The following is a 21,090-nucleotide window of genomic DNA, read 5'->3' on the forward strand; positions in this document are numbered from 1 at the left end:
AAACTTAAGAAAATCAATTAATTTTAAAAGCATTGCGTCTTAAAGAGAAGCCAAGACAGCTCAAACTTCGAATAAATAGTAAATTGATAAAGAATTTCAATATAAATTCAATATCAAAATCACACCAAATTTGAAAAAATTAAGCCTAAATTTTAAACTAAATTTTATGCAATTTGTTATAATATCCTGAAAAAATAAAAAAGGATAAAATCTATCCTAATTAAAAGGCAAAAATTTGAGAGTTTATTTAGATAACAACGCAACTACGATGGTTGATCCCGAAGCTTTCGAGCTCATGAAACCGTTTTATTGCGAAAAATATGGAAACCCGAACTCGCTTCACAGATTTGGCAGCGAAACTCACCCTGCTTTGCGCCGCGCAATGGATCAGCTTTATACGGCCTTTAACGCTAGGGATAAAGACGATATCATCGTAACAAGCTGCGCGACAGAGAGTAATAACTGGGTTATAAAAGGCGTATTTTTTGATCATATGTTAAATAAAGACAAAGATCATATCATAATCAGTTCTGTAGAACACCCAGCAACTGGCGCGGCATGCGAATTTTTGAAGCAATTTGGCATAAGAGTAAGCCACATTCCGGTTGATGAAAACGGGCTTTTAGATCCAAACGATTTAAGAAATTTGATAGATGAAAAAACCGCACTTGTAAGCGTAATGTGGGCAAATAACGAAACGGGGACAATTTTTCCCGTTAAGGAGCTTGCGGCTATAGCGCACGAATACGGCGCGCTCTTTCACACAGATGCCACGCAAACGGTCGGCAAGATAAAAATAAACGTGCAAGATATAAATATGGATTTTATGAGTTTTTCCGCACACAAATTTCACGGTCCAAAAGGCATCGGCGGACTTTATATCAAAAATTCTCAGCCGCTTACCAGCTTGCTTCACGGAGGCGAGCATATGGGCGGCAGACGAAGCGGAACGCTTGACGTAGCAGGTATCGTAGGTATGGCGCAAGCGCTGGAAAATAGCAACAAACTAATGGAATTTGAAAATTTACACGTTAGAAAATTAAGAGACAAACTTGAAGACGCTCTACTTGAAATTCCTGAAATTTCAGTTGTGGGAGATAGGGCTCATCGCTTGCCAAACACTATTTTGGCCGCAGTTAAAGGCGTTGAAGGCGAAGCTATGCTTTGGGATTTAAACCAAGCTGGCATTGCTGCTTCTACAGGTTCTGCTTGTGCGAGCGAAACGCTTGAGAGCAACCCTATAATGGAAGCGATCGGTGCTGACAAGGAGCTTGCACATACGGCTTTAAGGCTATCCCTTTCAAGATTTAACACCGAAGAAGAGATTGATTACGCGATAGTGCATATCAAAAAAGCCGTTGAAAGATTAAGAGCGATTTCAAGTACGTTTGCTTATACGCCGGATTGGCATGTAAGCGGGCTTTAATAAATTTATAAATTTAAAAAGAAGGAGCTGATTTAGCCAAGTTGCTAAACAAGCCTCAAAAGGAATAAAATGGCAAAACACGATTTAATCGGCGGCTCGATTTGGGATGAATACTCACAAAAAGTTCAAGACCTAATGAACAGCCCTCGCAATATGGGACAGATCACAGAAGAAGAGGCAAAAGAGCGCGGCGGCAAGCTGATAGTAGCTGATTTTGGCGCTGAAAGCTGCGGCGATGCGGTGAGGCTTTATTGGTTAGTTGATGAAAAAACAGATATCATCATGGACGCGAAATTCAAAAGCTTCGGCTGTGGAACGGCGATAGCAAGCTCTGATACTATGGCTGAGCTTTGTATCGGCAAAACGGTTGATGAGGCGGTAAAAATCACAAATATAGATGTAGAAAAGGCGATGAGAGACGATCCTGAAACTCCTGCCGTCCCGCCTCAAAAGATGCACTGCTCGGTAATGGCTTATGATGTTATCAAGGCGGCTGCGGCAAGCTATAAAGGCGTGGATCCCGATCATTTTGAAGATGAGATCATCGTATGTGAGTGCGCTCGCATAAGCCTTGGTACGATACGCGACGTTATCAGGATGAATGACCTAAAAACGGTTGAAGAGATAACTCAATACACAAAGGCCGGCGCATTTTGTAAATCATGCATCAAGCCTGGCGGACATGAAAAAAGAGAGTATTATCTGGTGGATATCCTAGCGGAAACCAGAGCGCAGATGGAAGCTGAAAAGCTAAAAGCCATCGCGGACGCTAAAATTTCAGGAAACGATAGCGATTTGGCATTTGAAGAGCTTACGGTAGTAGGTCAGCTTAAAGCGGTTGAAGCGGTTATAGATGCCGAAATCCGCCCTATGCTTATGATGGACGGCGGAAATATGGAAATTCTTGATATCAAGAAAAACGACAAAGGCATTATCGATATCTACATCCGATATCTTGGGGCTTGCTCGGGATGTGCAAGCGGTTCGGGTGGAACATTATATGCGATCGAAAACGTACTACAAGAAAATTTAAGTCAAAATATCAGGGTTTTACCTATTTGATTTAATGCATACTGACGGCTTTGGAGTTAAATTTGACTTCTAAAAGCCGTCGATCTATCTTTCAATGAGCCAAATTTCTTATTAAATAGCTCAAATTTGAAATAATTTATATAATTAAACCGAATTTGGCTGTCTGAATTTATATTTAAATTTTAAATTTGAAATATTTATTTTAAACATTTTAGTGATAACATCGCGAATTTACGAAGTTTTTAAAGTATTATCAAAAATCAAATTAAATTATTTTTCTATATAATTTTATTTTAAGTTTTAGCAAAGCTTAGGCTGTTAAGATTTCATCAAGATTTAAAATCGAACTAAAAACAAAGGATTTAACATGTCATTCAGCGCAAGAAATCAACTTCAAGCCGAAATCACTGAAGTAAAAACAGGTGTTGTAAATTCACTTATCGTAAGCAAACTCGAAGGCGGAGAGATAGTAAAAGCAACAGTTACAGTCGAATCTGAAAAAGCTCTTGATCTTAAAGTAGGCAAAAAAGTCGTTTATCTATTTAAAGCCTCAAGTATAATTGTCGCAAAAGGCGAAAACGAGCTTAAATTAAGCGCAACTAATCAAATCAAGGGTAAAGTTGTTAGCGTTAAAGAGGGTGCGGTAAATTCGGAGATAGACATCAAGATAGCAGGCGGAGATAAGCTAAGCGCTATCATCACAAACGAATCCACCAAAAGCTTGGCTCTTAAAGCCGGTGATGATGTAGTTGCGGTTATCAAAGCAAGCCAGATTATTATCGGTGCTTAATAATTTATATGATTTTATATTAGTGTCTGTTGTAAAGACAGACACTAAGTGTTATACGTCAACTCTGATAAAAGCCCAATCCATAGATTGTTGGGAACGGCATGAGTTATTACTATTAAAATAATCTTTAAGCTTTAAAATTTCATCTTGGTTTAGATCGTTACCAAGACTCCACTCGGTCTTTCGAATCAACTCCTCTGCGCTTTGAGGAGCACCGGAACTACAAATACTTTTTATATAATCAATCGTCGGCAAATAACCCATTTGAAAGAGTATATTAACAAGATATACAAAATCTGGCTTTTGTTCCACATCTCGCTCAATAACCTCTAAAATGTCCTCATCCACAAAACTTCCGCCTACTTTAAAAGTGATATAAAGAGTACACTTAGTTTTTGAAAGAAGTTTTGTTAAAATCGGTTTTATATCATCAACTTCAAGGCAACGCGATGCAAAAACTATATCGCATTCTGGCACATCGCTCCAATCATCTTCGAATGCTTTTTGAGCAAATTTAACATTAGTAAGACCAAAATCTTTGGCATTCTGAATTGCAAACTCAAGCATTTTAGGTGAAAAATCATATCCGTAAATTTGCTTGACTTTACTGGCTGCAGCAACACTCAAAGCTCCCGCACCGCAAGCAAAGTCAAGCAAAGAGTCAGCCTCGTTAAAATCTATTTTTGAAATGAAATCCTTGACATACTGGCTCTTTAATACCGCTTCATTAAAGCTTGGAGCCTTTTTATCCCAATCTTTGACTAGTTTTTTACCGAAAGAACTTTTAGATTTTTGCTCTTTATATAGTTCGTTAAAATCGATTTTGTCGTAGTTTGATTTTAAAATCATAATTTATCCTTGTATTGTTCGTAATCAATTCCGTAAATTTTATCAATATTTTTAGAATTTATTAGGCTATCGCTATCGCCAAATTCTAAAATTTTACCATCTTTTAAAAATAGCACTAAATTTGAGACAAATTTAGCATGTCTGGGATAGTGTGTAGTTTGAACAAAGGTATATCCCTCATCTCTTAGCAACCTGATCATCTCTAAAAGTTTAATCTGATTTCCAAAGTCAAGTCCGTTAGTAGGTTCATCCATAAATATCACTTTTGCACCCTGAACTAATGTGCGAGCGATATAAGTTAGCTGCCTTTCACCACCGCTTACTCTTGTGTAAGGTTCATCTTTAAGATGCAAAACACCCATCTTTTCAAGAGCGTTTTCGGCTAAAATTTTATCATTTTTACTAAAATTTGAAAATAACGGAGTCCTGCAAAGAGCACCCATAAGCGCTATGTCAAATACCGTATAATCATAGCTTGGCGCATGAGTTTGAGGTATATAAGCGATTATCTTGGCCAAACTATCCTTTGAATATTCGCTTACATTTTTTCCTGCTATTTTTACTTCGCCTTCAAATTTTAAAAAGCCTAACATAATACGTAAAAGAGTGCTTTTACCGCTTCCATTTGCACCTAAAATGCTTAAAGTATCGCCTTCGTTGATAATAAAATTTAATCCATCTAAAATAGTGCGTTTTTTATACGCAAATTTTAAATTTTTAACCTCTACCAACATCAAAAGCTCTTTTTAGCGCGTCTAAGCACTAAGATAAACATAGGAATTCCAAAGAGAGATGTTACTATACCGATTGGAATTTCAAAGGTAAAAATAAGCCTTGAAAAGCTATCGCAAAATAGTAAAAATATAGCCCCTATCAGAGCTGAAGCCGTAAGTACGGAGCGGTTATCGGCTCCGTAAACGAATCTTGCTATATGAGGAGTGATAAGTCCTATCCAGCCGATGATTCCCGCGATAGTTACACTTAAAGCACTTACAAAAGTAGCGACTAAAATAACAAAAATTTTTACCTTAAATACGTTTATGCCAAGGCTCTTCGCCTCCTCTTCTCCAAGGCTTAAAGCATTTAGATATTTACCGGAAAATGCAAGCAATAAAACACCGATAAACATGGGCAATATAGATAGCTCCATAAAGCTTTTAGAAGCAAAGCCCAAGCTTCCCATCAAAAAATATGTGATATTTGGCAAGGTATCGTTAGGATCTGCGGCATACTTTAAAACAGAAAGCAAGGATGTAAAAAGCGAACCGCTAATAACGCCTCCGAGAACCAAGACTATCACGCTTCCGGAGCGTGAGTAAAGAGCTGAAATAAGAAGTGCGAAAATAACTGCAAGAAACCCGAATACAAAAGTGCTAAGCTGAATCAAGACTTCGTTTAGTCTAAAAAACATACCAAGAGCCGCACCAAATCCGGCTCCACTTAAAACTCCTAAAATAGATGGGGAAACCAAAGGATTTACAAACATCGCCTGATATGCGGCACCTGAGATTGCAAGGCTTGCCCCTATGAGCAAGCATGCTATAATACGAGGCAAACGAATTTCAGTTACTAAAGTATGAATGATCTTATAATCCTCTAAATTTTCGCCCTTTAAAACTGCTACAAAATATCTTATATATTCGCTTGCGCTAAAGCCGTATTTGCCAAGCAACAAGGAACCAAAAATAAATAATATCAACAAAGAGAGCAACAATAAAAAGGATTTTTTACTCATCTATTTGCTCTTGCCTAGAATTTTTCCTATATGCTCATCATTTAGTTCAAGTCCTAAAAATAGCTTATAAAATTCACGAGCTTCACTTTCTATATCAAATTTAAACGCCTCCGGATATGCCAAATTAATGAGCCATTTGATACCCAAAAATCTCATAAATGAAGGCGGACGATCAAACCAGCTGAATGGCTCTCTAGGGATATAATATACTTTTTTATTTTTTACCGCGTCAAGCAAGGCCCATTTAGGATCGCTGTAAATTTTGTCGTAAAAATCTCTTTCATAGACTAAAATCATATCCGGCTGATACTTTAAAACCTGCTCAAAGCTCACTTTAACGTGCCCATAAGCACTGCTTTCTTTTTCGCACTTATGCACGACCTCTGCGCCGCTTAACGGTATTAAGATCGCGTGCTGCGAACCCTCACACTCCGTAGATAATCCATCTGAGCCCTGAGCGTAATAGATTCTAAGCTTTTTAATATTGTTTGTTTTTAGATATTCATTGATCTTGCCGCTTAAATTTATAGAATTTTGTGCATAGTCAATCAACTCTTTGGCTCTTTGCTCTCTATTTAAAACCTTACCTAAAATTTGCCAGCTTTTTAGATAGTCTTCCAAACTGGTTCCGCTCAAATATAACATTGGTTTTTTGATAGAGCCAAAAATTTCTGTCATCTTTTTGACATTTTTTGAGCTTGCATTTACCAATATTAGCTCAGGATCAAGACGCAAAAGCATCTCAACATTTGGGATCTTACCCTGTCCGAAAAATCCACCGACTACAGGCTGGGTTAAGACGTAATCTTTTAAATAAGGTCTTTCGTAATCATTCCACTCGAAATTTACACCGCTAATTTTTTCAGGAGCAAGGGCATACAGCAGATATAAAAGCGTAGGATTGCTTGCATATACACGAGTCGGTTCCTTAGTTAAAATTTCAAAATCTCTGCTATTTTGAGAGATAAACTGATCTATCTCCGAACTACTCATAGCAAAGGCGAAATTTAGACATACCAATAGTGAAATCAGAATCTTTTTTAGCATGATAAAGCCTTTATTTAATTTTAAAAATCGTAGTTAATTTACCCTTTTATATTACTAAAATATAAAACTAAATAACTATAAAAAGGGCTTAAAATACTATCTTTAAGCCCTTAAAATATTAAAATTTATATTTAATATTAGAGAAAAATACCCTACCTTCTTCAGGAAATCCCTCTCTATACTCGTAGTTTTTATCAAATAAATTTGATACACCCGCATCTATACTTAAATTTTCTGTCGGCTTATAAATAAATTTAACATGAGTCAAATCAAACCCATTTAGCTTAGTATCCTCATAAGATCCTGAATATCTGCTAGAAACAAACTCTTCAGATGCATAAACGCTAAATTTAGGCAAAATTTTAAAATCTACATAAGCAAACGCTTTGTGTTTTGGAAGATCGTAAATTTTCTCATTTTTGTTTTTGTATTTTGCACTGATATATGAGTAGTTTCCTCCAATCTCCAAGCTATCTGTAGCAAAATAAGTAGCTCCTAGCTCAAAGCCTTTATACTCTGCTTTATCCACGTTTTGAGCTTGTCTTGTCTTATTTTTTAACATAACATTGCCTATGGCATCTTTAACTTTTGAGTAAAAGACCGAACCTTCAAGTCTTAGAGTATCGCCAAAGCTTCTTGCATAACCTAATTCATAGTGATTTGCTATTTCAGGTTTTAAGAATGGGTTTGGGGTATTTCTTCCAAATCTTTCGCTATATCTCTCTTTCATACTAGGAAAATATGTCTTTTTTGCATAGCTTAAACTTAGCTCATCCATTCCATTAAAGCTATGTTTAATGGCGGCTTGATAGTTAAAAGAGTGTCTCTTGCCGACTTCAAAGTCAAACAATCTATTCTTGCCTCCAGATAGTGGCTTGCCATACTCTTGAGCTTTTATGGCATCTCTTGTATCATAGCTGATACCTAGAATCAGTCTTGTCATATCGCTAAATCTATAAGTATTTTCAAGGCCGAATGTATAGGTCTTGTCTTGATATGTTTGCACCGGCTCGCCATCATCATGCTCTTTATGCTCATCAAATTTATAACTTGTAGCAAATTTAAGAGTATTATTATCTGCTATATCGCCGCCTAATTCAAGGCCAAATCCGTATGAGTAGTCTTTATAATGGCTACCAAAAGTTTTTTTAGTATAGGTCTTATCCTTATATGAATTCAAATCGTTTTTATATGTGTCATAAAAAGCCTTTGTATTCAAATAAAGCTTGCCAAATTCTGTATGAGAAAGCCAGTAAACGCTCTCTTTATCCCACATAGGCCAGTCCCAAAATCTATTGGCTACCTTATCCTTAGGATATCTTCCTGCATAAGGAGGCTGCTCTTTTTCGCCCTTTTGATTGATATATGTTATAGCATATTCATCAGTTTGATTTGGAGTAAAGCCGGCCTTAATATGCACTTTTCTATCTCTTTGAACAGATTTTTCGCGTCTATTGCCATCTTCGTTACCTTTAGCGTCTTTTACAAAGTCACTTGAAAGCTGTTGACCATTATCTTCCATAAAGCTTAAGCCAGCTTGCACATAGAATAGTTCCTGACGAGTTCCTATACTATAATCAATGTTATTTCCTATAGTTTTGCTGCTCTTGCCAAGCTCAACGCCATATCCTATACTACTCTCAAACTCTTTGGTAGGCTTTTTGGATATAAGATTTATGGCTCCACCCATAGTATTTGGACCATAAAGAACAGAACTTGAACCCTTAGAGATATCTATACGAGATAGATCAAAAGTAGTAAACCTTCCAAAATCCGAGTTTCCATCGTATGGATTATAAACAGGAATTCCATCTATAAAAAGTGGAACCCTACGAGCGTCAAAGCCGCGAACATAAAAATTTTGCTCCGCTCTTGGACCTTTTTTATCCACATAGACTCCAGGTGTCATATAAGCTACTTCAGATAGCCTCTTAACTTGATTTTTTTGCATCTGCTCACTATCTACCACAACTACGTTGGTATCGCTTTTTTGGCTACCTCCTACAAGTTTAGATACGACTTCTACCTGACCAAGTTCAAAAACTTCGGCATGAAGTGCCAAAGCGACACTACAAACAATCAAAACTGTTTTTTTCATCAAAACTCCTATTATAGATTTTTTTATATTTCTAAAAATCCTTTTACAATGAGGCTAAAAATATAAAATATGAAAAAATAATTTTATTTTATAAATATTTAAAAGTAGCTAAAACAAAAAAAATACTGAATTAATTTATAAATATAGCCTGTAGAAGATTTATGAATAAGGTTATATATTGCAGCTTTTTAAGTCCAAGCTCTTTCCGACAAATTTCTTCTCTATAATCAAAACAAGAGCATAAAAAATCTTCTCATCGTTTAGCTTGGCAATTTGTCTTAGAGTTTGATCTTTTCCGTTAAGTTTCACTTCGCCCTTTCTTAAAATATATACCAACTCGTCAGCATCTAAATTTAAAATACTTGCGACACTACTTATAGTGTGGTCTTCAATAGCCATAATAAGTCTATCCATATTGCAATAAGATGGATTTTTTCGTTTCAAAACCACATCTAAAAATTCATTTGCAAGCTTTACTAGCTTTCTTCTCTTTATAATTATATGCAAAACAGCGATTACAGCAATACTAAAACCACAAATTTTATGCAAACTCATAAAAAATTCCGTGTAGTCCCCATTTGCAAATTTAAATCCCGAATATGTCAAAATAGAGATTCCTAAAAACAAGAATACAATAAGTAAAAATTTATAAACTATCTTAATTTTAAACATTCAAAGCTCTCCTTACTCCATCTTCTAAAAAGACAGTTATAGCAACTCTTTGGATAACTATCTACAAGCTCATCCTCATTGCTATCAGTTGTAAAAAACTCACACTTTACTGCCGTTTTCCTAGCCTTTTCATAAGAAAATTTACCAAATAAAAAAACTCCGTCTAAGCTAAAATTTTGAAATTTATCCATTAAATTTCTCTAAGCTCTTCTATATCGTATGGAATAAATTTTCCATTTTTATCAGATTTTACAAGCAAAACCGCTTTAAAATTTTTAATTATCAACTTTAGTTTCGATTTTGTCAGTATCTTTTCGTTTTTATCAACGAGATTAAAATTTTCATCCAAAACCTCATCGCAAAAGCCTAAATCCAAAAGCTCTTTTATGCTCATCTCATCTTTTGACATCTTGGTTTTGCCTTTAACTCTACCGTCGTTACCATCAAGCCTTAAAGCCATACCGCCAAGCGCCCCTATGATACCATGGCCTGTGTTTTTAAGCTCTTTTAGATATATATTTTGTCTGGACGCCTCACTGTAAGCTTCATCTTTTGTTATGTATTCAAATTTGGCTCTCTTGCCAAATTTGATAAACTCATTTAGATTTGAAATTTCATCTTCAAAGGCTATCGCAAATCCCGGTTCAGAGCTTGGAGCGCTCTCTTCTATTAGTAGTTTTTCTGCAAATTTGATTACTTTAGCGAATTCCTCTTCATCCAAATTTGTAGTAAAACACATGGAGCTATTGTGTGAGGTATAATTTATTCGCTCATCTATAAAGAGTTGATGACGACTCACGAAAGAGCATGGTGAAAAATTGCTATCTATAAATTCAGCAATCATCTCGGCAAGTATTCCGGTAGATTTAGGATATCCTATCTCATCGGTATCATCTATACTTATATAAACGACTCTTCTCATAAAATTTAAACCTGAATAAAAATAATATTTATATTTTAAAATTTGTTTAGTAGATTTTTGCTGAATTTAATTTGAAAAAATATCAAATTCACACTTATATTGTAAAATACTAAAAAATCAAAAAAGGAAAAATATGTCTTTTCAAGAAATTTTACGCAAATCAACCAAAAAACTTCTAATAACAATTGCTTTAATAGCTCATCTAATCTTAGCCATCATAGTAAATTACTCTTTTCCGCATTACGAAACGGCTCTGATAACCGGAGGAGAGGTAAAAAGAGTGGATAAGGACGGTCTAATAAGTGGAGAAAATCCTGCGGATGGACCGACTAGAGATGTATATTTCATATACACTCAAGAGATAAATGGCACAAAAGTAATGACTTATAGAAACGAGGATACCGGATTTGGTTTTCCATTTTATTTAAAATTTAATTCAGCCGATCTTCAAGCAATGGCGCAAAGTTTTGCGATAAGCCAAAAGAAAGTGCAGATAAAATACTATGGATGGAGAATAACAGTATTAGATAAATTTAGAAATGCTGTTTCAATAAAAGAGCTTAAAAACAGTGAAACCGGATCAAATCCTATTATGAGCTATATATTTTATGCTTTAATCTTCGCATCTTTTCTATTTTTCGTTTTCTTTATAAGAAAGATATTCGACAAATGTATTAAGGCTTGATATTGTCAGGCGAAACAGGCTTACCCAGCAGATATCCCTGAGCATACTTTATGCCAAATTTTTTGACTTCGGCCAAAATTTCAGGAGAGCTTACAAACTCGGCAACCACATTATACTTTTGTCTATTGGCAAAATCTATAATAGTTTGAACTAGATATCTAGCGTTTTTATCAAATGGAAGCTTTTTGATGATAGAGCCGTCTATCTTTATAGTGTCTATATCAAGTTCTAAAATCCTATAGTAATTAGAATATCCGCTTCCAAAATCATCAATTGAAATTTTGGAGTTATAGCTATGAATTTTATTTATAAATAAATTTACCGCCTCATAGTCATCTACACCTTCTGATTCTAAAATTTCAAAATAGACGTTTTCTGGGTATGAGCAAATTTTAAGCTTTTGCTCTATCATATCTCTAATCTGAACATTTGCTATATCACTATTTGATAGGTTCATTGAAAATCTAATTTTAGGGAATCTCTCCACAAGTCTAAATACATGACCTATAACTTTTTTAGTTATATCATTATATAAAGAAATTTTCTTAGCAATATCTAAAAATTCGCCAGGATAACGAATTTTGCCATTTTCATCCACAAGGCGAACCAAAACTTCATAATAGTTTGCCTTTGGCTCACTATCTGAGTCTGAAGATATATCATATATGCCCTGACACTCAACTATAACAGTATCGTTATATATAGCATATTCTATAATTCTTGACATTATCTGGTTTTGATAATACTGCTGCTCTACAGAGCTATTTTCATTATAATACACTACGGGTTCACCACTATTGGTAGCCTCATAGTGAGCAAGCATAGCTTGAGTAAGACGGTTAGTTTGAATAGTATCCCTATCAAGACTAACACCTATGATCATCTTGATGTTTGGTATAAATTCTTTTCTGTCATCCACGACAATAGATAGATTATTTCCTTTAAAATAATCCCGTATATTTTTTATATCTCTCTCGACAGACTCTCCGTCGTACCAAATACAAAACTCATCTAACTGAACTCTATATATAGATGCTGGTATATCATAAGTATCTATACAAAGCTTTATAGTTTTGGCAAAGGACTCTATAATAAGATCCACCGTTTGAGTCTTGTAAAAAAATCTAAAATCCACAAAGTGACTAATATTTACATATATAAGCATTCCGCTTGGATACTCGTTAAGCTTTTGAGTAAGGGCAAAATAACTACCAAAGCCGGTTAAGTTATCAAAAAATGCCATGTCTCTTAGCTTTTCTTCTTTTTCCTTAAGCTCTTTTTCTATCATAACCTCTTTTGTCTTGTCAAGTTTTACCGACAGATATCCGTCCTTATTACCATCGGCATCAAACAACGGTAAAAACATTACTTTTTCTATCAACAAATCTTTATCTTTTGTTAAACTTATTAACTCATCACACTCCCAAACCTGATTATTTTTCAAGGAATTTGTAATGCTTTTATAAAATTCACTGCTATGTTGGTGAGATTTTAAAATATTAGCATCTTTGCCAACAACCTCTTCAAGATTATAGCCTGTGGTCTGTTCAAATATCTTATTTACATACTTTATCTTAGTATTTAGATCTGTAAAAACTATTGAGCCAAAGCTATTGTCGGTAGCTTGTTGCAAGTCATTTAGATATTTTAATATGCTCTTAGTTTTTGAATAAGCCAAATAGATCAAAAATATTGATATTCCTATAAGTGCAAAAAACAACATAGTCAAATTTTTTAAATTAGTAGCAGCTATGCTCATATAGGCCCTATTTCCGTTCATCAATATACTAAGCTCTTTTTCCATATAAAGTTCTTGAATACGTTTAAAAATACCTTGAGCACTCTCATAATATTCTATAAGTCTACTAGCATTTTTTAAAAATTTAATATCATTTTGATTTAGATTGTTCTCTGATAAATTTTTGGCTACAAGTTCTTTTGTTTTACTCAAATCGGTATTGATGTCATATTTAAATAGCAATATATTTGACATTATAGTATTAAAATACCTACTCTGTTTTAACTCTTCAAACGAACTAAAAAGTATGTCATCATAGATCAAATTTGCAAATATAGCGGTTGAATTAAATTTATCTATAAGTTCGACTTTCTTTTTAAATGTTTGCTTAATGTCTTGAAAAAATTTCATACCGGAAACAATCTCTCTAAAAGCATGTAAGTTTTGCATCCTTAAAGTATCTTTTAAGCCATTATCAAAATTCGCAAGAAGTTCCATAAGTCTATCATAATCAGAGTATAGGAATGTTTTACCCAGCATAAAGTCTATATCTCTATTTATATCTATTAAATTTATTACCGATTCTTTTAGACTATAGCTAGAATTTACATTTTTGTTTGCCTTATATATTATCATTCCACCGATAAATATATTTAAAAACATAATTAAAAATAGAACTTTATATAATACAATTTTATTTCTCATTTTAAAATTTCCGGATTATCGCCATCTAGAGTTAGTAAAAATTTATATATCAACTCTATTTGTTCTTGATTTATTTTATTTTGCATTCTTAAGTTAGCAATATGCTCTATCGTCTCTCTTAAATCATAACAGGTTCCATCATAAAAATACGGAGCGGTCTTTGATATGTTTCTTAGTCCGGGCACTTTATATTTGCCAATATTAGTTACATTTTGGTCTAAATTACAATCAAGCTGCATATCATAATATACATTAGAACCCAAATTTACTCCGCTATGACAATTGATACAGCCTGCTTTTTTAAAAAGCTCAAATCCTTTTTTTTCATCTTCTGAAAAAACAGCTTTATCTCCGCTTATAAATTTATCAAATTTTGAATTTGGAGTTAATAAAGCCTTTTGAAAATTTACTATAGCATCAACTATATTATTGAAAGTAACCCCATCTTTATAAAGAATTTTAAATTTATGTTTATAATGAGGATTTAAACTTACCTTTTCTACAACAAGCTTTTCACTGCTACCCAGCTGATTTATGTCGACTATGCTTTCAATCACTTGTTCTCTGATATTTTTAACTCTTCCGTCTTTAAAAAATAAATAATTCAAAGCAGAATTTAAAACAGTAGGAGAATTTAATGTCTGCTTAAATGATATTTTTATATTTTTTACGCTAGTGCCGCTTGAGTTCCAATATAGATTATGACATTTCTCACAAGAATCAGTTCCACTTGCACTAAGCCTAGTATCTTGAAATAAACTTTTACCCAGCTCAGCCTTTTGTTTATCATAATACAAAGGTTTGATAGGTGTAAATTGTGAAGCTAGGCAAAATTCTATGAATATAAAAAATAATATAAAAAGCCTTGACATTACTTATAAGACCTTGCTTAATAAATTTCCACTAAATTATAGCCTAAAATACCAAAAGCTTCATTGAAGATGTTACTGTTTCCGTTACTTTTCCATCTTTGCAAATGCTCAAAAGCTCATCTTTTACCTTTTGTTTATTAAATTTGAGATTTCCGATCTCTAAATGCCAGATCATATCTTCATACATTTTTTCAAGACTTATATCCCTTGTTCTCACTTCATTAAAAACATGTGACTTGACAGGAATTTTTAACATATCCAAGTGGTATTCAAAGTAAGGCAATCTCTCGCTCCACTGACGTTCTCCGTAAATTTTATAAAATCTCTCAAGCACACTCGAATGTCTTTGCTTATTCCACCACATAAAAACTCGCTTTTTGCCGGTGCGAATAAATTTATCAAGCCCTTCTATGCTGTTTATCGCCGGACTCATCGTGCTAAAAGCGATATCGTAAATATTATCCTCATTAAAGTCATCCCAACTGCTCTCAACTACTCTTAAATTTGACACACCAAATTTATCAGCATCCTCTCTCATGCACTCAAGCATCTTAGTCGAGAGATCAAGTCCTGTTACGTTTTTACACAAATTTGATAGATACAGAGTATAAACACCTGTTCCGCACCCTACATCTATAAGTGTTTTATTATTAAAATTTACACTAAACTCATCAAGTTTATTAAAAAATCTTCTTTGAAATTCGTTAAGTTCGCCCTCATATCTTGAGTAATTAGCCGCTTTTTTATCCCAAGAGCTCTTCATAAAACCGCCTTTTTAAAAATTTGAGTTACAATTGTATCAAACAAAAGGACAAATATGAGAATTTTTAGCTACAAATTTAAAGTAGGCAAAGAGGCCATAGACATAAACAACCACGCAAACAACGCATACTATCTTGTTTGGATGCAAGAAGCGGCTTTTGCGCACTCAAATTTCGTAGGAGATACGTTTGAAGAGCAGCTTAAAAACAACTCGACTTGGGTTATAAAACGCAACGAAATCGACTATTTAGAGCAAATTTATTTAGGAGATGAGATCGAGATAAAAACATGGACAAAACAGGCTAGAAAAGTTAGTTCAAACAGATTTTACGAATTTATAAAAGACGGCAAGATTATAGCTAAAGCCATAACCACTTACGTATATTTTGACCTTGACAAAAAGCGTCCAAAGGCGATCCCCGATCATCTTGCGGAGCTTTACGGCGAAAATGAGGAAATTTAAAAGCACTCGTCGCAAATTCCTTTTACAACTACGCTTTTAACGTTGTTTTGGCTTATTTTTGGCATCTTAATGTTTGTCATTTTATGGCATACGTCACAGACGAAATACGCCTTTGCTCCGTTTGATAACTCATAGAAATTTTTATGGTTATTTTCACTTTTGATTACTATATCATTTGCTTCAAAAATGTCCATACAGCGATAAAATGTCGTCTTGTTAGCGTCTATTTTGCTTAAAATTTCATCGTAACTCAAAGGAGACTGCGCCTCTTCTAAAATTTTTAAAATTTGCAGTCTAAGCGGAGTGAGTTTGATATTGTGCTTTTTTAATAGCTCTACGGCTTTCATTTCACTCCTTTTATTTAAAATTTATCGCTATCATATCTTAAATTTCTATAATATTATGTTAATTCGCAACTAAGTTGCTTTTGCTATACTTCCCTAAAAATTTAAAAAAAGGTTTAAGATGAAGAAAATTTTAGCTTTTTTATGTTTTGGCGCGCTTGTATGCTTTGCAAAACCCGTCGTTAGCGTAAGTATATTACCTCAAGAATTTTTCGTAAAACAGATCGCAGGCGACACGGTTGAAGTAAATACCATGGTCTCTCCTGGAGCCGATCCTCACACTTACGAGCCAAAACCAAAGCAGATGAAATCTCTTGAAAACAGCAAACTTTATTTTGCCATAGGCATTGAATTTGAAGAGGTTTGGTTGCCGAAATTTCAGCAGTCGTTTCCAAAGCTAAAATTTATTTTTACTCAAAAAGGAGTAGAAAGAGTCGCTATGCAAGAGCATGAGCATGAAGGACATGAGAAAAAAGAGCATTGCCACGAGCACAACGGAAAAGTGCATTGTCATAGCCACGACGGGCTTGATCCACACATCTGGCTTGATCCTGTGCTTGTAAAAACTCAGGCTAAAAACATCCTAAACGGACTTGTTAGAGTTTTTCCCGAGCACAAAGAGCTTTATAACGCAAATTACGAGAAATTTCTCGTTAAGCTAGACGAACTTGACAAATTCATCAAAGATAAGCTTGCAAATCTTAAAAACCGCGAATTTATCGTGTATCACCCATCTTGGGGATATTTTGCAAAGCGCTATGATTTAGAGCAAATTTCAATCGAAGTCGAGGGTAAAGAGCCAAAGCCCGCAGAGCTTGCAAACCTCATCAAGGAGGCAAAAGAACACGGCGTAAAAGTCATCTTCGTAGCGCCTCAGTTTTCTAAAAAATCGGCAAATTTAATCGCAAAAGAAACGGGTGCAAAGGTAGTTGAGATAGATCAGCTCCCGCTTGATTGGGAGGCTGAGCTTAAAAAGACAGCCGAAATTTTCGCTAAGAGTCTTTAATGATGAAATTTGGGCGCATACTGGCCGCACTGACGCTTTTTGCGTCTATTGCCTACTCGTGTGCGCTTTGTGCACTTTACACACCCACAGCTCATGCGCAGATCAAATTTGACGCATGGAGCGACACGATTAAAACAGCTACGATAACATGGACGTTTTCAGAAAATTTCACCGAGCTAACCATGCAAGGATACGACGAGGATGCCGATAAAAATCTAAACGAAAAAGAAGCTTGGAATGTCCAAAAGTCCTTGCTTGACTACATCGTGCCGCGCGGGTATCTTACTACGGTTAGCTTTTATGACGGCGAGGGCGCGAGCGAAAATTTATTCGTCAAAACAAAGAGCCAACGCGTTTATATCGAAGAAAACAGGCTAAATTTCGAGTATGTTTTGGAGCTAAATTTAGAAATTTTGCCTCGCCGTGTGGTTGTGTTTGAGATAATCGATCGCGAAGGATTTTTTAACTTCAAAATCGCAAACGACGAGCCTTACAGGATAACCGAATCCATTTTCATAGTGCCAAATTCAAATTTAAACACCGTGTTTTTTGAGATGAGCGAGCAAAAACCTAAAATTTCAAACAAAGACAAGCCTGAGCTTAGCTCGCTTGTAAAAAACAAAAATTTAGAAGAGATTGACGCGATAGACGAAGCGAAATTTAACTCTCTTGCTAGAACCACGATAGGCTTTTTAGACAGGCTAAAAGAACTCATCAAAGAAAACTCAACCGCATTTGAAGCTTCGAAATTTGCCCTCATCATGCTTTTTAGCTTCGTCTACGGCTTTTTGCACGCAGCGGGCCCGGGACATGGCAAACTGCTTACGACATCGTATTTTGCGGCAAGCGGAGGCAGCTACTTAAAAGCTTTTGGCTTCTCGCTTAAAATCGGCATTTTGCACGTGCTTGGCGCGCTCATGTTGGTTTGGATTACCATGAGTTTGCTTGAAAGTTTTGCGGCAAACGTAGCAAATTCCGCTGCAAATTTGACGACTAAAATTTCAGCCCTGATCATCATGGCGATCTCTGCTTATATGATATTTACGAAGCTAAAATCACTTAAACCAAAGGTTCATAACTACAAATTTAGCCCTCACAAGGCAGACTGCGGATGTGCGGCTTGTAAAGCAATGGAAGTTAAGCCAAAGAGCCTAAACGAGTGGTTTGTAGCGCTTGCAGCCTCGCTTGTGCCGTGTCCTGGAACTATCATCGTCTTTATACTTGCGTTTAGCTTAAATAGCTGGCTTATAGGCGTGATGAGCGGCGTTTTTATGGCGCTTGGCATGAGTATAGTTATATTTATCGCAGCGGTCTTTGGCACGAAGGTAAATGCGCTCTCAAAATATAAAAATTTAAAAATTTACTGCGAATTCCTAGCTCTTTTAGTGATGTTTGGCTTGGGAGCTTTTATGTTTTTTATCGCGGGCAGGATATCGGTTTTATGAACGGGGTTAGAATAGAGAATTTGTCGTTTGGATACGATGAGAATTTGATATTTGAAAATATAAATTTAAACTATGATATCAAGGATTTTCTAGCTATCATAGGTCCAAACGGCGGAGGCAAATCAACCCTGCTTCGCCTTATGCTAGGGCTTTTAAGACCTAAAAGCGGCGAGATAAAGATATTTGATAAAAACCCAAGCGAGGTTAGCAAAACCATAGGATACGTCCCTCAAAATATCTTTATAAACGTAAATTTTCCGATGAGGGTTTTAGAAGTGGTGCTTATGGGGCGAATAGATAGGAAAATTTTCGGCTTTTACACCAAAGACGATAAATCAGAAGCGATGAAAGCGCTTGAAAAAGTCGGCATGAGCGAGTTTGCAAACTCCCGCATAGGCGAGCTCTCAGGCGGTCAAAGGCAAAGAGTTTATATCGCAAGAGCGCTTTGTGCAAAGGCTAAAATTCTCATGCTTGATGAGCCAACCGCGAGCATCGACACCAAAGGGCAAGCTGCGATTTACAGCCTGCTTAGCGATATAAACAAAGAAGGAATCGGTGTCATCTTGATAAGCCATGACGTAAATATCGCGCTTAGCTTTGCTACGAAAGTTGCTTACGTAAATCACAAAATTCACATGCACGACATCGCGCCCGATCGTTCAAAGCAAGAATTCATCGCTCATCTTGCGCACGAGCATAATCACTTTTGCGATGTCGAGATCGCACTTAAAGAGTGCGGTTGCAAGAGCTTAGACAAAGGGCAAAAATGCTAGAAGCGCTAAATTTGGAATTTATGCAAAACGCCCTTATGGCAGGGCTTTTGGTAAGTATCGCATGCGGAGTTATCGGCTCGCTTGTGGTGATAAATCGCATGGTTTTCATCGCAGGAGGCATAGCACACGGAGCTTACGGCGGACTTGGGCTGGCGTTTTACTTCTCGCTTGAGCCGCTTTTGGGTGCTAGCGGATTTGCGATATTTCTAGCACTCCTGATAGCTACTATCACTCTAAACGATAAAAGCAAAATGGACTCGGTTATCGGTGCACTTTGGGCGTTTGGGATGGCGTTTGGCATTATCTTAATCGATCTAACGCCCGGATACAACGTAGATCTCATGAGCTATCTTTTTGGCTCGATTTTAGCGGTGCCTGATAGCGATCTAGCCTTTATGGCGGCGGTTGATTGCGTCATCTTGCTTATAGTTACGCTGCTTTACAGGCAGTTTGAAGCCCTTAGTTTTGATGCGGAATTCGCCAAACTTCGAGGAGTAAAAACCACACTTTTATACTATGTGCTAGTCTGCATGATGGCGCTAAGTGTCGTTATGACGATACGCGCAGTGGGTCTTATCTTAGTCATCGCACTTCTTACCATACCGCCTTATATAGCGCAAAATTTTTCTAAACGCCTTGGTGCAATGATGCTAAACGCCACTCTTATCTCGGCTGCGTTTTGCATATCGGGGCTTTGGCTTAGCTTTGAGGCAAACCTAACAAGCGGAGCAAGCATAATACTTATAGCCTCAATCTGCTTTTTTATATTTACGGCTATAAACAGACGCTAAATTTGGTTAATTTTAATAAATTTGCGCTTGTAAGATAACGAAATTTAAGCTTTTTGACTCTTGTAGTAGCTTCCTACTTCACTGATTATAATTCCAAAAAGTATAAGCAAAGCTCCTAAAATCTGCCACGAGCTTAAAATTTCCCCGCCAACAAAATACCCAAAAAGCCCCGCACTAACAGGCTCAAAAGTAAAGATAAGAGCCGTTTTCATAGGAGTTGTGTAGCGCTGCATCGCCGACTGAACAAAAAATGCAAAGACGGTCGCAAATACCGAAGTTATGATAACAGCTTTAAAAAATGCATAGTTAGCCACAGGCAAAACGCTATGCGTATCAAAAACAAGAGCCGCAAAAAGACATAGGGCGGTTACTACCAAAAACTGCATGCAAACCATCTGATAAAGCTCGCATTTGCGCACAAAAACGCCCGTAAATATGATATGAACGGAATAAGCAACGGCACAAAGCACGGAGAGAATTTCACCTCTGCCAAACCCAAGCTCGCTATCGCTTAGCAAATACAGCCCAAAAGCCGATAAAAAGGCTCCTATAAACGAATAAACATAGACTTTTTGCCTAAAAAACAGAAATACTATAAAAGGCACAAAAACTACATTTAATCCCGTGATAAAGGCAACGGTCGAGCTAAAAGTGTATTTAAGGGCAAAGGTTTGAAGTGCAAAGCCCGCAAACAAAAACACACCTAGCAAAGAGCCGAATTTAAGAGAATTTGGGTCAAATTTCTTAACAAATTTAATCGAAATCAAACCCATTAGCAGAGTTGAGATCAAAAATCTCCAAAACAAAATAACAAAAACGCCGTTACTCTTAAGCGCTTCAGCCATCGGTAAAAACGTCACGCCCCACACGACGGCAACGACTACAAGAGCGAGATCGGCGCCAAATTCCTTTATCTTTTTCGTCATATTATGAGT

At 36.0% G+C, this 21,090-nt stretch carries 22 protein-coding genes; 9 read left to right on the top strand and 13 right to left on the bottom strand.

Features of this window, described 5'->3' with window-relative positions; genetic code table 11:
* Positions 1 to 235 precede the first annotated feature (235 nt).
* The 3 genes from CDOM16189_RS08425 to CDOM16189_RS08435 all read left to right on the top strand — a co-directional run bounded on the left by CDOM16189_RS08425 (position 236) and on the right by CDOM16189_RS08435 (position 3,248).
* Positions 236 to 1,426 carry a NifS family cysteine desulfurase gene (locus CDOM16189_RS08425; RefSeq protein ID WP_169976413.1) on the top strand — a complete coding sequence of 397 codons (1,191 nt, stop codon included), beginning with the start codon at positions 236 to 238 and terminating at the stop codon, positions 1,424 to 1,426.
* Positions 1,427 to 1,495: 69 nt separating this feature from the next.
* Positions 1,496 to 2,488, top strand: a complete 993-nt coding sequence (locus CDOM16189_RS08430) for an iron-sulfur cluster assembly scaffold protein (protein WP_169976415.1) — start codon at positions 1,496 to 1,498, stop codon at positions 2,486 to 2,488.
* Positions 2,489 to 2,825: 337 nt separating this feature from the next.
* Positions 2,826 to 3,248, top strand: coding sequence for a TOBE domain-containing protein (locus CDOM16189_RS08435; RefSeq protein ID WP_169976417.1), 423 nt, complete (start codon positions 2,826 to 2,828; stop codon positions 3,246 to 3,248).
* Between the two features lie 51 nt (positions 3,249 to 3,299).
* On the opposite strand, the gene CDOM16189_RS08440 is transcribed toward CDOM16189_RS08435, so the two are convergent.
* The 8 genes from CDOM16189_RS08440 to CDOM16189_RS08475 form a co-directional block, all read right to left on the bottom strand.
* Positions 3,300 to 4,097 carry a class I SAM-dependent methyltransferase gene (locus CDOM16189_RS08440; RefSeq protein WP_169976419.1) on the bottom strand — a complete coding sequence of 266 codons (798 nt, stop codon included), beginning with the start codon at positions 4,095 to 4,097 and terminating at the stop codon, positions 3,300 to 3,302.
* The gene (locus tag CDOM16189_RS08445; protein ID WP_169976421.1) at positions 4,094 to 4,831 is read right to left on the bottom strand and encodes an ABC transporter ATP-binding protein; all 738 of its coding nucleotides are present in this window, start codon (positions 4,829 to 4,831) and stop codon (positions 4,094 to 4,096) included. Before CDOM16189_RS08445 ends, CDOM16189_RS08440 begins: the two co-directional genes overlap by 4 nt.
* Positions 4,831 to 5,832: a FecCD family ABC transporter permease gene (locus tag CDOM16189_RS08450; RefSeq protein WP_169976423.1), complete on the bottom strand. Its 1,002-nt coding sequence runs from the start codon at positions 5,830 to 5,832 to the stop codon at positions 4,831 to 4,833. The genes CDOM16189_RS08445 and CDOM16189_RS08450 overlap by 1 nt, the downstream gene beginning before the upstream one ends.
* Positions 5,833 to 6,879 carry an ABC transporter substrate-binding protein gene (locus CDOM16189_RS08455; protein WP_170000974.1) on the bottom strand — a complete coding sequence of 349 codons (1,047 nt, stop codon included), beginning with the start codon at positions 6,877 to 6,879 and terminating at the stop codon, positions 5,833 to 5,835.
* A gap of 118 nt (positions 6,880 to 6,997) precedes the next feature.
* Positions 6,998 to 8,977, bottom strand: a complete 1,980-nt coding sequence (locus CDOM16189_RS08460; protein WP_169976425.1) for a TonB-dependent receptor plug domain-containing protein — start codon at positions 8,975 to 8,977, stop codon at positions 6,998 to 7,000.
* A 171-nt stretch (positions 8,978 to 9,148) separates the two neighbouring features.
* Positions 9,149 to 9,649: a chemotaxis protein gene (locus CDOM16189_RS08465; protein ID WP_169976427.1), complete on the bottom strand. Its 501-nt coding sequence runs from the start codon at positions 9,647 to 9,649 to the stop codon at positions 9,149 to 9,151.
* On the bottom strand, positions 9,631 to 9,840 hold the full coding sequence (locus CDOM16189_RS08470; RefSeq protein ID WP_169976429.1) for a molybdopterin biosynthesis protein MoeB: 210 nt from the start codon (positions 9,838 to 9,840) through the stop codon (positions 9,631 to 9,633). Before CDOM16189_RS08470 ends, CDOM16189_RS08465 begins: the two co-directional genes overlap by 19 nt.
* Positions 9,840 to 10,571, bottom strand: a complete 732-nt coding sequence (locus CDOM16189_RS08475) for a DNA-binding protein (protein WP_169976431.1) — start codon at positions 10,569 to 10,571, stop codon at positions 9,840 to 9,842. Before CDOM16189_RS08475 ends, CDOM16189_RS08470 begins: the two co-directional genes overlap by 1 nt.
* A gap of 133 nt (positions 10,572 to 10,704) precedes the next feature.
* Between CDOM16189_RS08475 and CDOM16189_RS08480 the strand changes: the two genes are divergently transcribed.
* The gene (locus CDOM16189_RS08480; protein WP_169976433.1) at positions 10,705 to 11,256 is read left to right on the top strand and encodes a DUF1523 family protein; all 552 of its coding nucleotides are present in this window, start codon (positions 10,705 to 10,707) and stop codon (positions 11,254 to 11,256) included.
* On the opposite strand, the gene CDOM16189_RS08485 is transcribed toward CDOM16189_RS08480, so the two are convergent.
* The 3 genes from CDOM16189_RS08485 to CDOM16189_RS08495 are packed head-to-tail and all read right to left on the bottom strand — an operon-like array spanning position 11,246 to position 15,334.
* Entirely contained in the window at positions 11,246 to 13,699 is a 2,454-nt protein-coding gene (locus tag CDOM16189_RS08485; protein ID WP_169976435.1) for an EAL domain-containing protein, read from the bottom strand. The genes CDOM16189_RS08480 and CDOM16189_RS08485 overlap by 11 nt on opposite strands.
* Positions 13,696 to 14,571, bottom strand: a complete 876-nt coding sequence (locus CDOM16189_RS08490) for a cytochrome-c peroxidase (RefSeq protein ID WP_169976438.1) — start codon at positions 14,569 to 14,571, stop codon at positions 13,696 to 13,698. Before CDOM16189_RS08490 ends, CDOM16189_RS08485 begins: the two co-directional genes overlap by 4 nt.
* 43 nt (positions 14,572 to 14,614) lie before the next feature.
* Complete coding sequence (locus tag CDOM16189_RS08495; protein WP_169976440.1) at positions 14,615 to 15,334, bottom strand: class I SAM-dependent methyltransferase; 720 nt, start codon at positions 15,332 to 15,334, stop codon at positions 14,615 to 14,617.
* Between the two features lie 54 nt (positions 15,335 to 15,388).
* Here CDOM16189_RS08495 and CDOM16189_RS08500 point away from each other — a divergent pair, with 54 nt between their 5' ends.
* A complete protein-coding gene (locus CDOM16189_RS08500; protein ID WP_169976442.1) occupies positions 15,389 to 15,796 on the top strand; it encodes an acyl-CoA thioesterase in 408 nt (135 codons plus the stop codon).
* Here the strand turns inward: CDOM16189_RS08500 and CDOM16189_RS08505 are convergent.
* The gene (locus CDOM16189_RS08505; RefSeq protein ID WP_169976444.1) at positions 15,793 to 16,143 is read right to left on the bottom strand and encodes a Fur family transcriptional regulator; all 351 of its coding nucleotides are present in this window, start codon (positions 16,141 to 16,143) and stop codon (positions 15,793 to 15,795) included. The two genes, CDOM16189_RS08500 and CDOM16189_RS08505, sit on opposite strands and share 4 nt — an antisense overlap.
* Positions 16,144 to 16,261: 118 nt before the next feature.
* Here CDOM16189_RS08505 and CDOM16189_RS08510 point away from each other — a divergent pair, with 118 nt between their 5' ends.
* Genes CDOM16189_RS08510 through CDOM16189_RS08525 form a run of 4 tightly spaced genes read left to right on the top strand, consistent with a single transcriptional unit; the run spans position 16,262 to position 20,155 of the window.
* Positions 16,262 to 17,146: a metal ABC transporter solute-binding protein, Zn/Mn family gene (locus CDOM16189_RS08510; protein ID WP_169976446.1), complete on the top strand. Its 885-nt coding sequence runs from the start codon at positions 16,262 to 16,264 to the stop codon at positions 17,144 to 17,146.
* On the top strand, positions 17,146 to 18,591 hold the full coding sequence (locus CDOM16189_RS08515) for a HoxN/HupN/NixA family nickel/cobalt transporter (protein ID WP_169976448.1): 1,446 nt from the start codon (positions 17,146 to 17,148) through the stop codon (positions 18,589 to 18,591). The genes CDOM16189_RS08510 and CDOM16189_RS08515 overlap by 1 nt, the downstream gene beginning before the upstream one ends.
* Positions 18,588 to 19,364: a metal ABC transporter ATP-binding protein gene (locus tag CDOM16189_RS08520; protein ID WP_169976450.1), complete on the top strand. Its 777-nt coding sequence runs from the start codon at positions 18,588 to 18,590 to the stop codon at positions 19,362 to 19,364. Before CDOM16189_RS08515 ends, CDOM16189_RS08520 begins: the two co-directional genes overlap by 4 nt.
* Positions 19,358 to 20,155, top strand: a complete 798-nt coding sequence (locus tag CDOM16189_RS08525) for a metal ABC transporter permease (protein ID WP_169976528.1) — start codon at positions 19,358 to 19,360, stop codon at positions 20,153 to 20,155. Before CDOM16189_RS08520 ends, CDOM16189_RS08525 begins: the two co-directional genes overlap by 7 nt.
* A gap of 44 nt (positions 20,156 to 20,199) precedes the next feature.
* Here the strand turns inward: CDOM16189_RS08525 and CDOM16189_RS08530 are convergent, their stop codons facing one another.
* The gene (locus CDOM16189_RS08530) at positions 20,200 to 21,081 is read right to left on the bottom strand and encodes a DMT family transporter (RefSeq protein ID WP_169942896.1); all 882 of its coding nucleotides are present in this window, start codon (positions 21,079 to 21,081) and stop codon (positions 20,200 to 20,202) included.
* Positions 21,082 to 21,090: the final 9 nt, after the last annotated feature.

The organism is Campylobacter sp. RM16189 (genome assembly GCF_012978815.1).
Classification (GTDB): domain Bacteria; phylum Campylobacterota; class Campylobacteria; order Campylobacterales; family Campylobacteraceae; genus Campylobacter_A.

Bases quoted from the DNA above. Each gene is read 5' to 3' on its own strand.
- CDOM16189_RS08505 (WP_169976444.1), bottom strand. From the start codon at position 16,143: ATGAAAGCCGTAGAGCTATTAAAAAAGCACAATATCAAACTCACTCCG.
- CDOM16189_RS08510 (WP_169976446.1), top strand. From the start codon at position 16,262: ATGAAGAAAATTTTAGCTTTTTTATGTTTTGGCGCGCTTGTATGCTTT.
- CDOM16189_RS08455 (WP_170000974.1), bottom strand. From the start codon at position 6,879: ATGCTAAAAAAGATTCTGATTTCACTATTGGTATGTCTAAATTTCGCC.
- CDOM16189_RS08520 (WP_169976450.1), top strand. From the start codon at position 18,588: ATGAACGGGGTTAGAATAGAGAATTTGTCGTTTGGATACGATGAGAAT.
- CDOM16189_RS08445 (WP_169976421.1), bottom strand. From the start codon at position 4,831: ATGTTGGTAGAGGTTAAAAATTTAAAATTTGCGTATAAAAAACGCACT.
- CDOM16189_RS08460 (WP_169976425.1), bottom strand. From the start codon at position 8,977: ATGAAAAAAACAGTTTTGATTGTTTGTAGTGTCGCTTTGGCACTTCAT.
- CDOM16189_RS08515 (WP_169976448.1), top strand. From the start codon at position 17,146: ATGATGAAATTTGGGCGCATACTGGCCGCACTGACGCTTTTTGCGTCT.
- CDOM16189_RS08470 (WP_169976429.1), bottom strand. From the start codon at position 9,840: ATGGATAAATTTCAAAATTTTAGCTTAGACGGAGTTTTTTTATTTGGT.
- CDOM16189_RS08530 (WP_169942896.1), bottom strand. From the start codon at position 21,081: ATGACGAAAAAGATAAAGGAATTTGGCGCCGATCTCGCTCTTGTAGTC.
- CDOM16189_RS08475 (WP_169976431.1), bottom strand. From the start codon at position 10,571: ATGAGAAGAGTCGTTTATATAAGTATAGATGATACCGATGAGATAGGA.
- CDOM16189_RS08465 (WP_169976427.1), bottom strand. From the start codon at position 9,649: ATGTTTAAAATTAAGATAGTTTATAAATTTTTACTTATTGTATTCTTG.
- CDOM16189_RS08480 (WP_169976433.1), top strand. From the start codon at position 10,705: ATGTCTTTTCAAGAAATTTTACGCAAATCAACCAAAAAACTTCTAATA.
- CDOM16189_RS08485 (WP_169976435.1), bottom strand. From the start codon at position 13,699: ATGAGAAATAAAATTGTATTATATAAAGTTCTATTTTTAATTATGTTT.
- CDOM16189_RS08495 (WP_169976440.1), bottom strand. From the start codon at position 15,334: ATGAAGAGCTCTTGGGATAAAAAAGCGGCTAATTACTCAAGATATGAG.
- CDOM16189_RS08525 (WP_169976528.1), top strand. From the start codon at position 19,358: ATGCTAGAAGCGCTAAATTTGGAATTTATGCAAAACGCCCTTATGGCA.
- CDOM16189_RS08440 (WP_169976419.1), bottom strand. From the start codon at position 4,097: ATGATTTTAAAATCAAACTACGACAAAATCGATTTTAACGAACTATAT.
- CDOM16189_RS08450 (WP_169976423.1), bottom strand. From the start codon at position 5,832: ATGAGTAAAAAATCCTTTTTATTGTTGCTCTCTTTGTTGATATTATTT.
- CDOM16189_RS08490 (WP_169976438.1), bottom strand. From the start codon at position 14,571: ATGTCAAGGCTTTTTATATTATTTTTTATATTCATAGAATTTTGCCTA.
- CDOM16189_RS08500 (WP_169976442.1), top strand. From the start codon at position 15,389: ATGAGAATTTTTAGCTACAAATTTAAAGTAGGCAAAGAGGCCATAGAC.
- CDOM16189_RS08430 (WP_169976415.1), top strand. From the start codon at position 1,496: ATGGCAAAACACGATTTAATCGGCGGCTCGATTTGGGATGAATACTCA.
- CDOM16189_RS08435 (WP_169976417.1), top strand. From the start codon at position 2,826: ATGTCATTCAGCGCAAGAAATCAACTTCAAGCCGAAATCACTGAAGTA.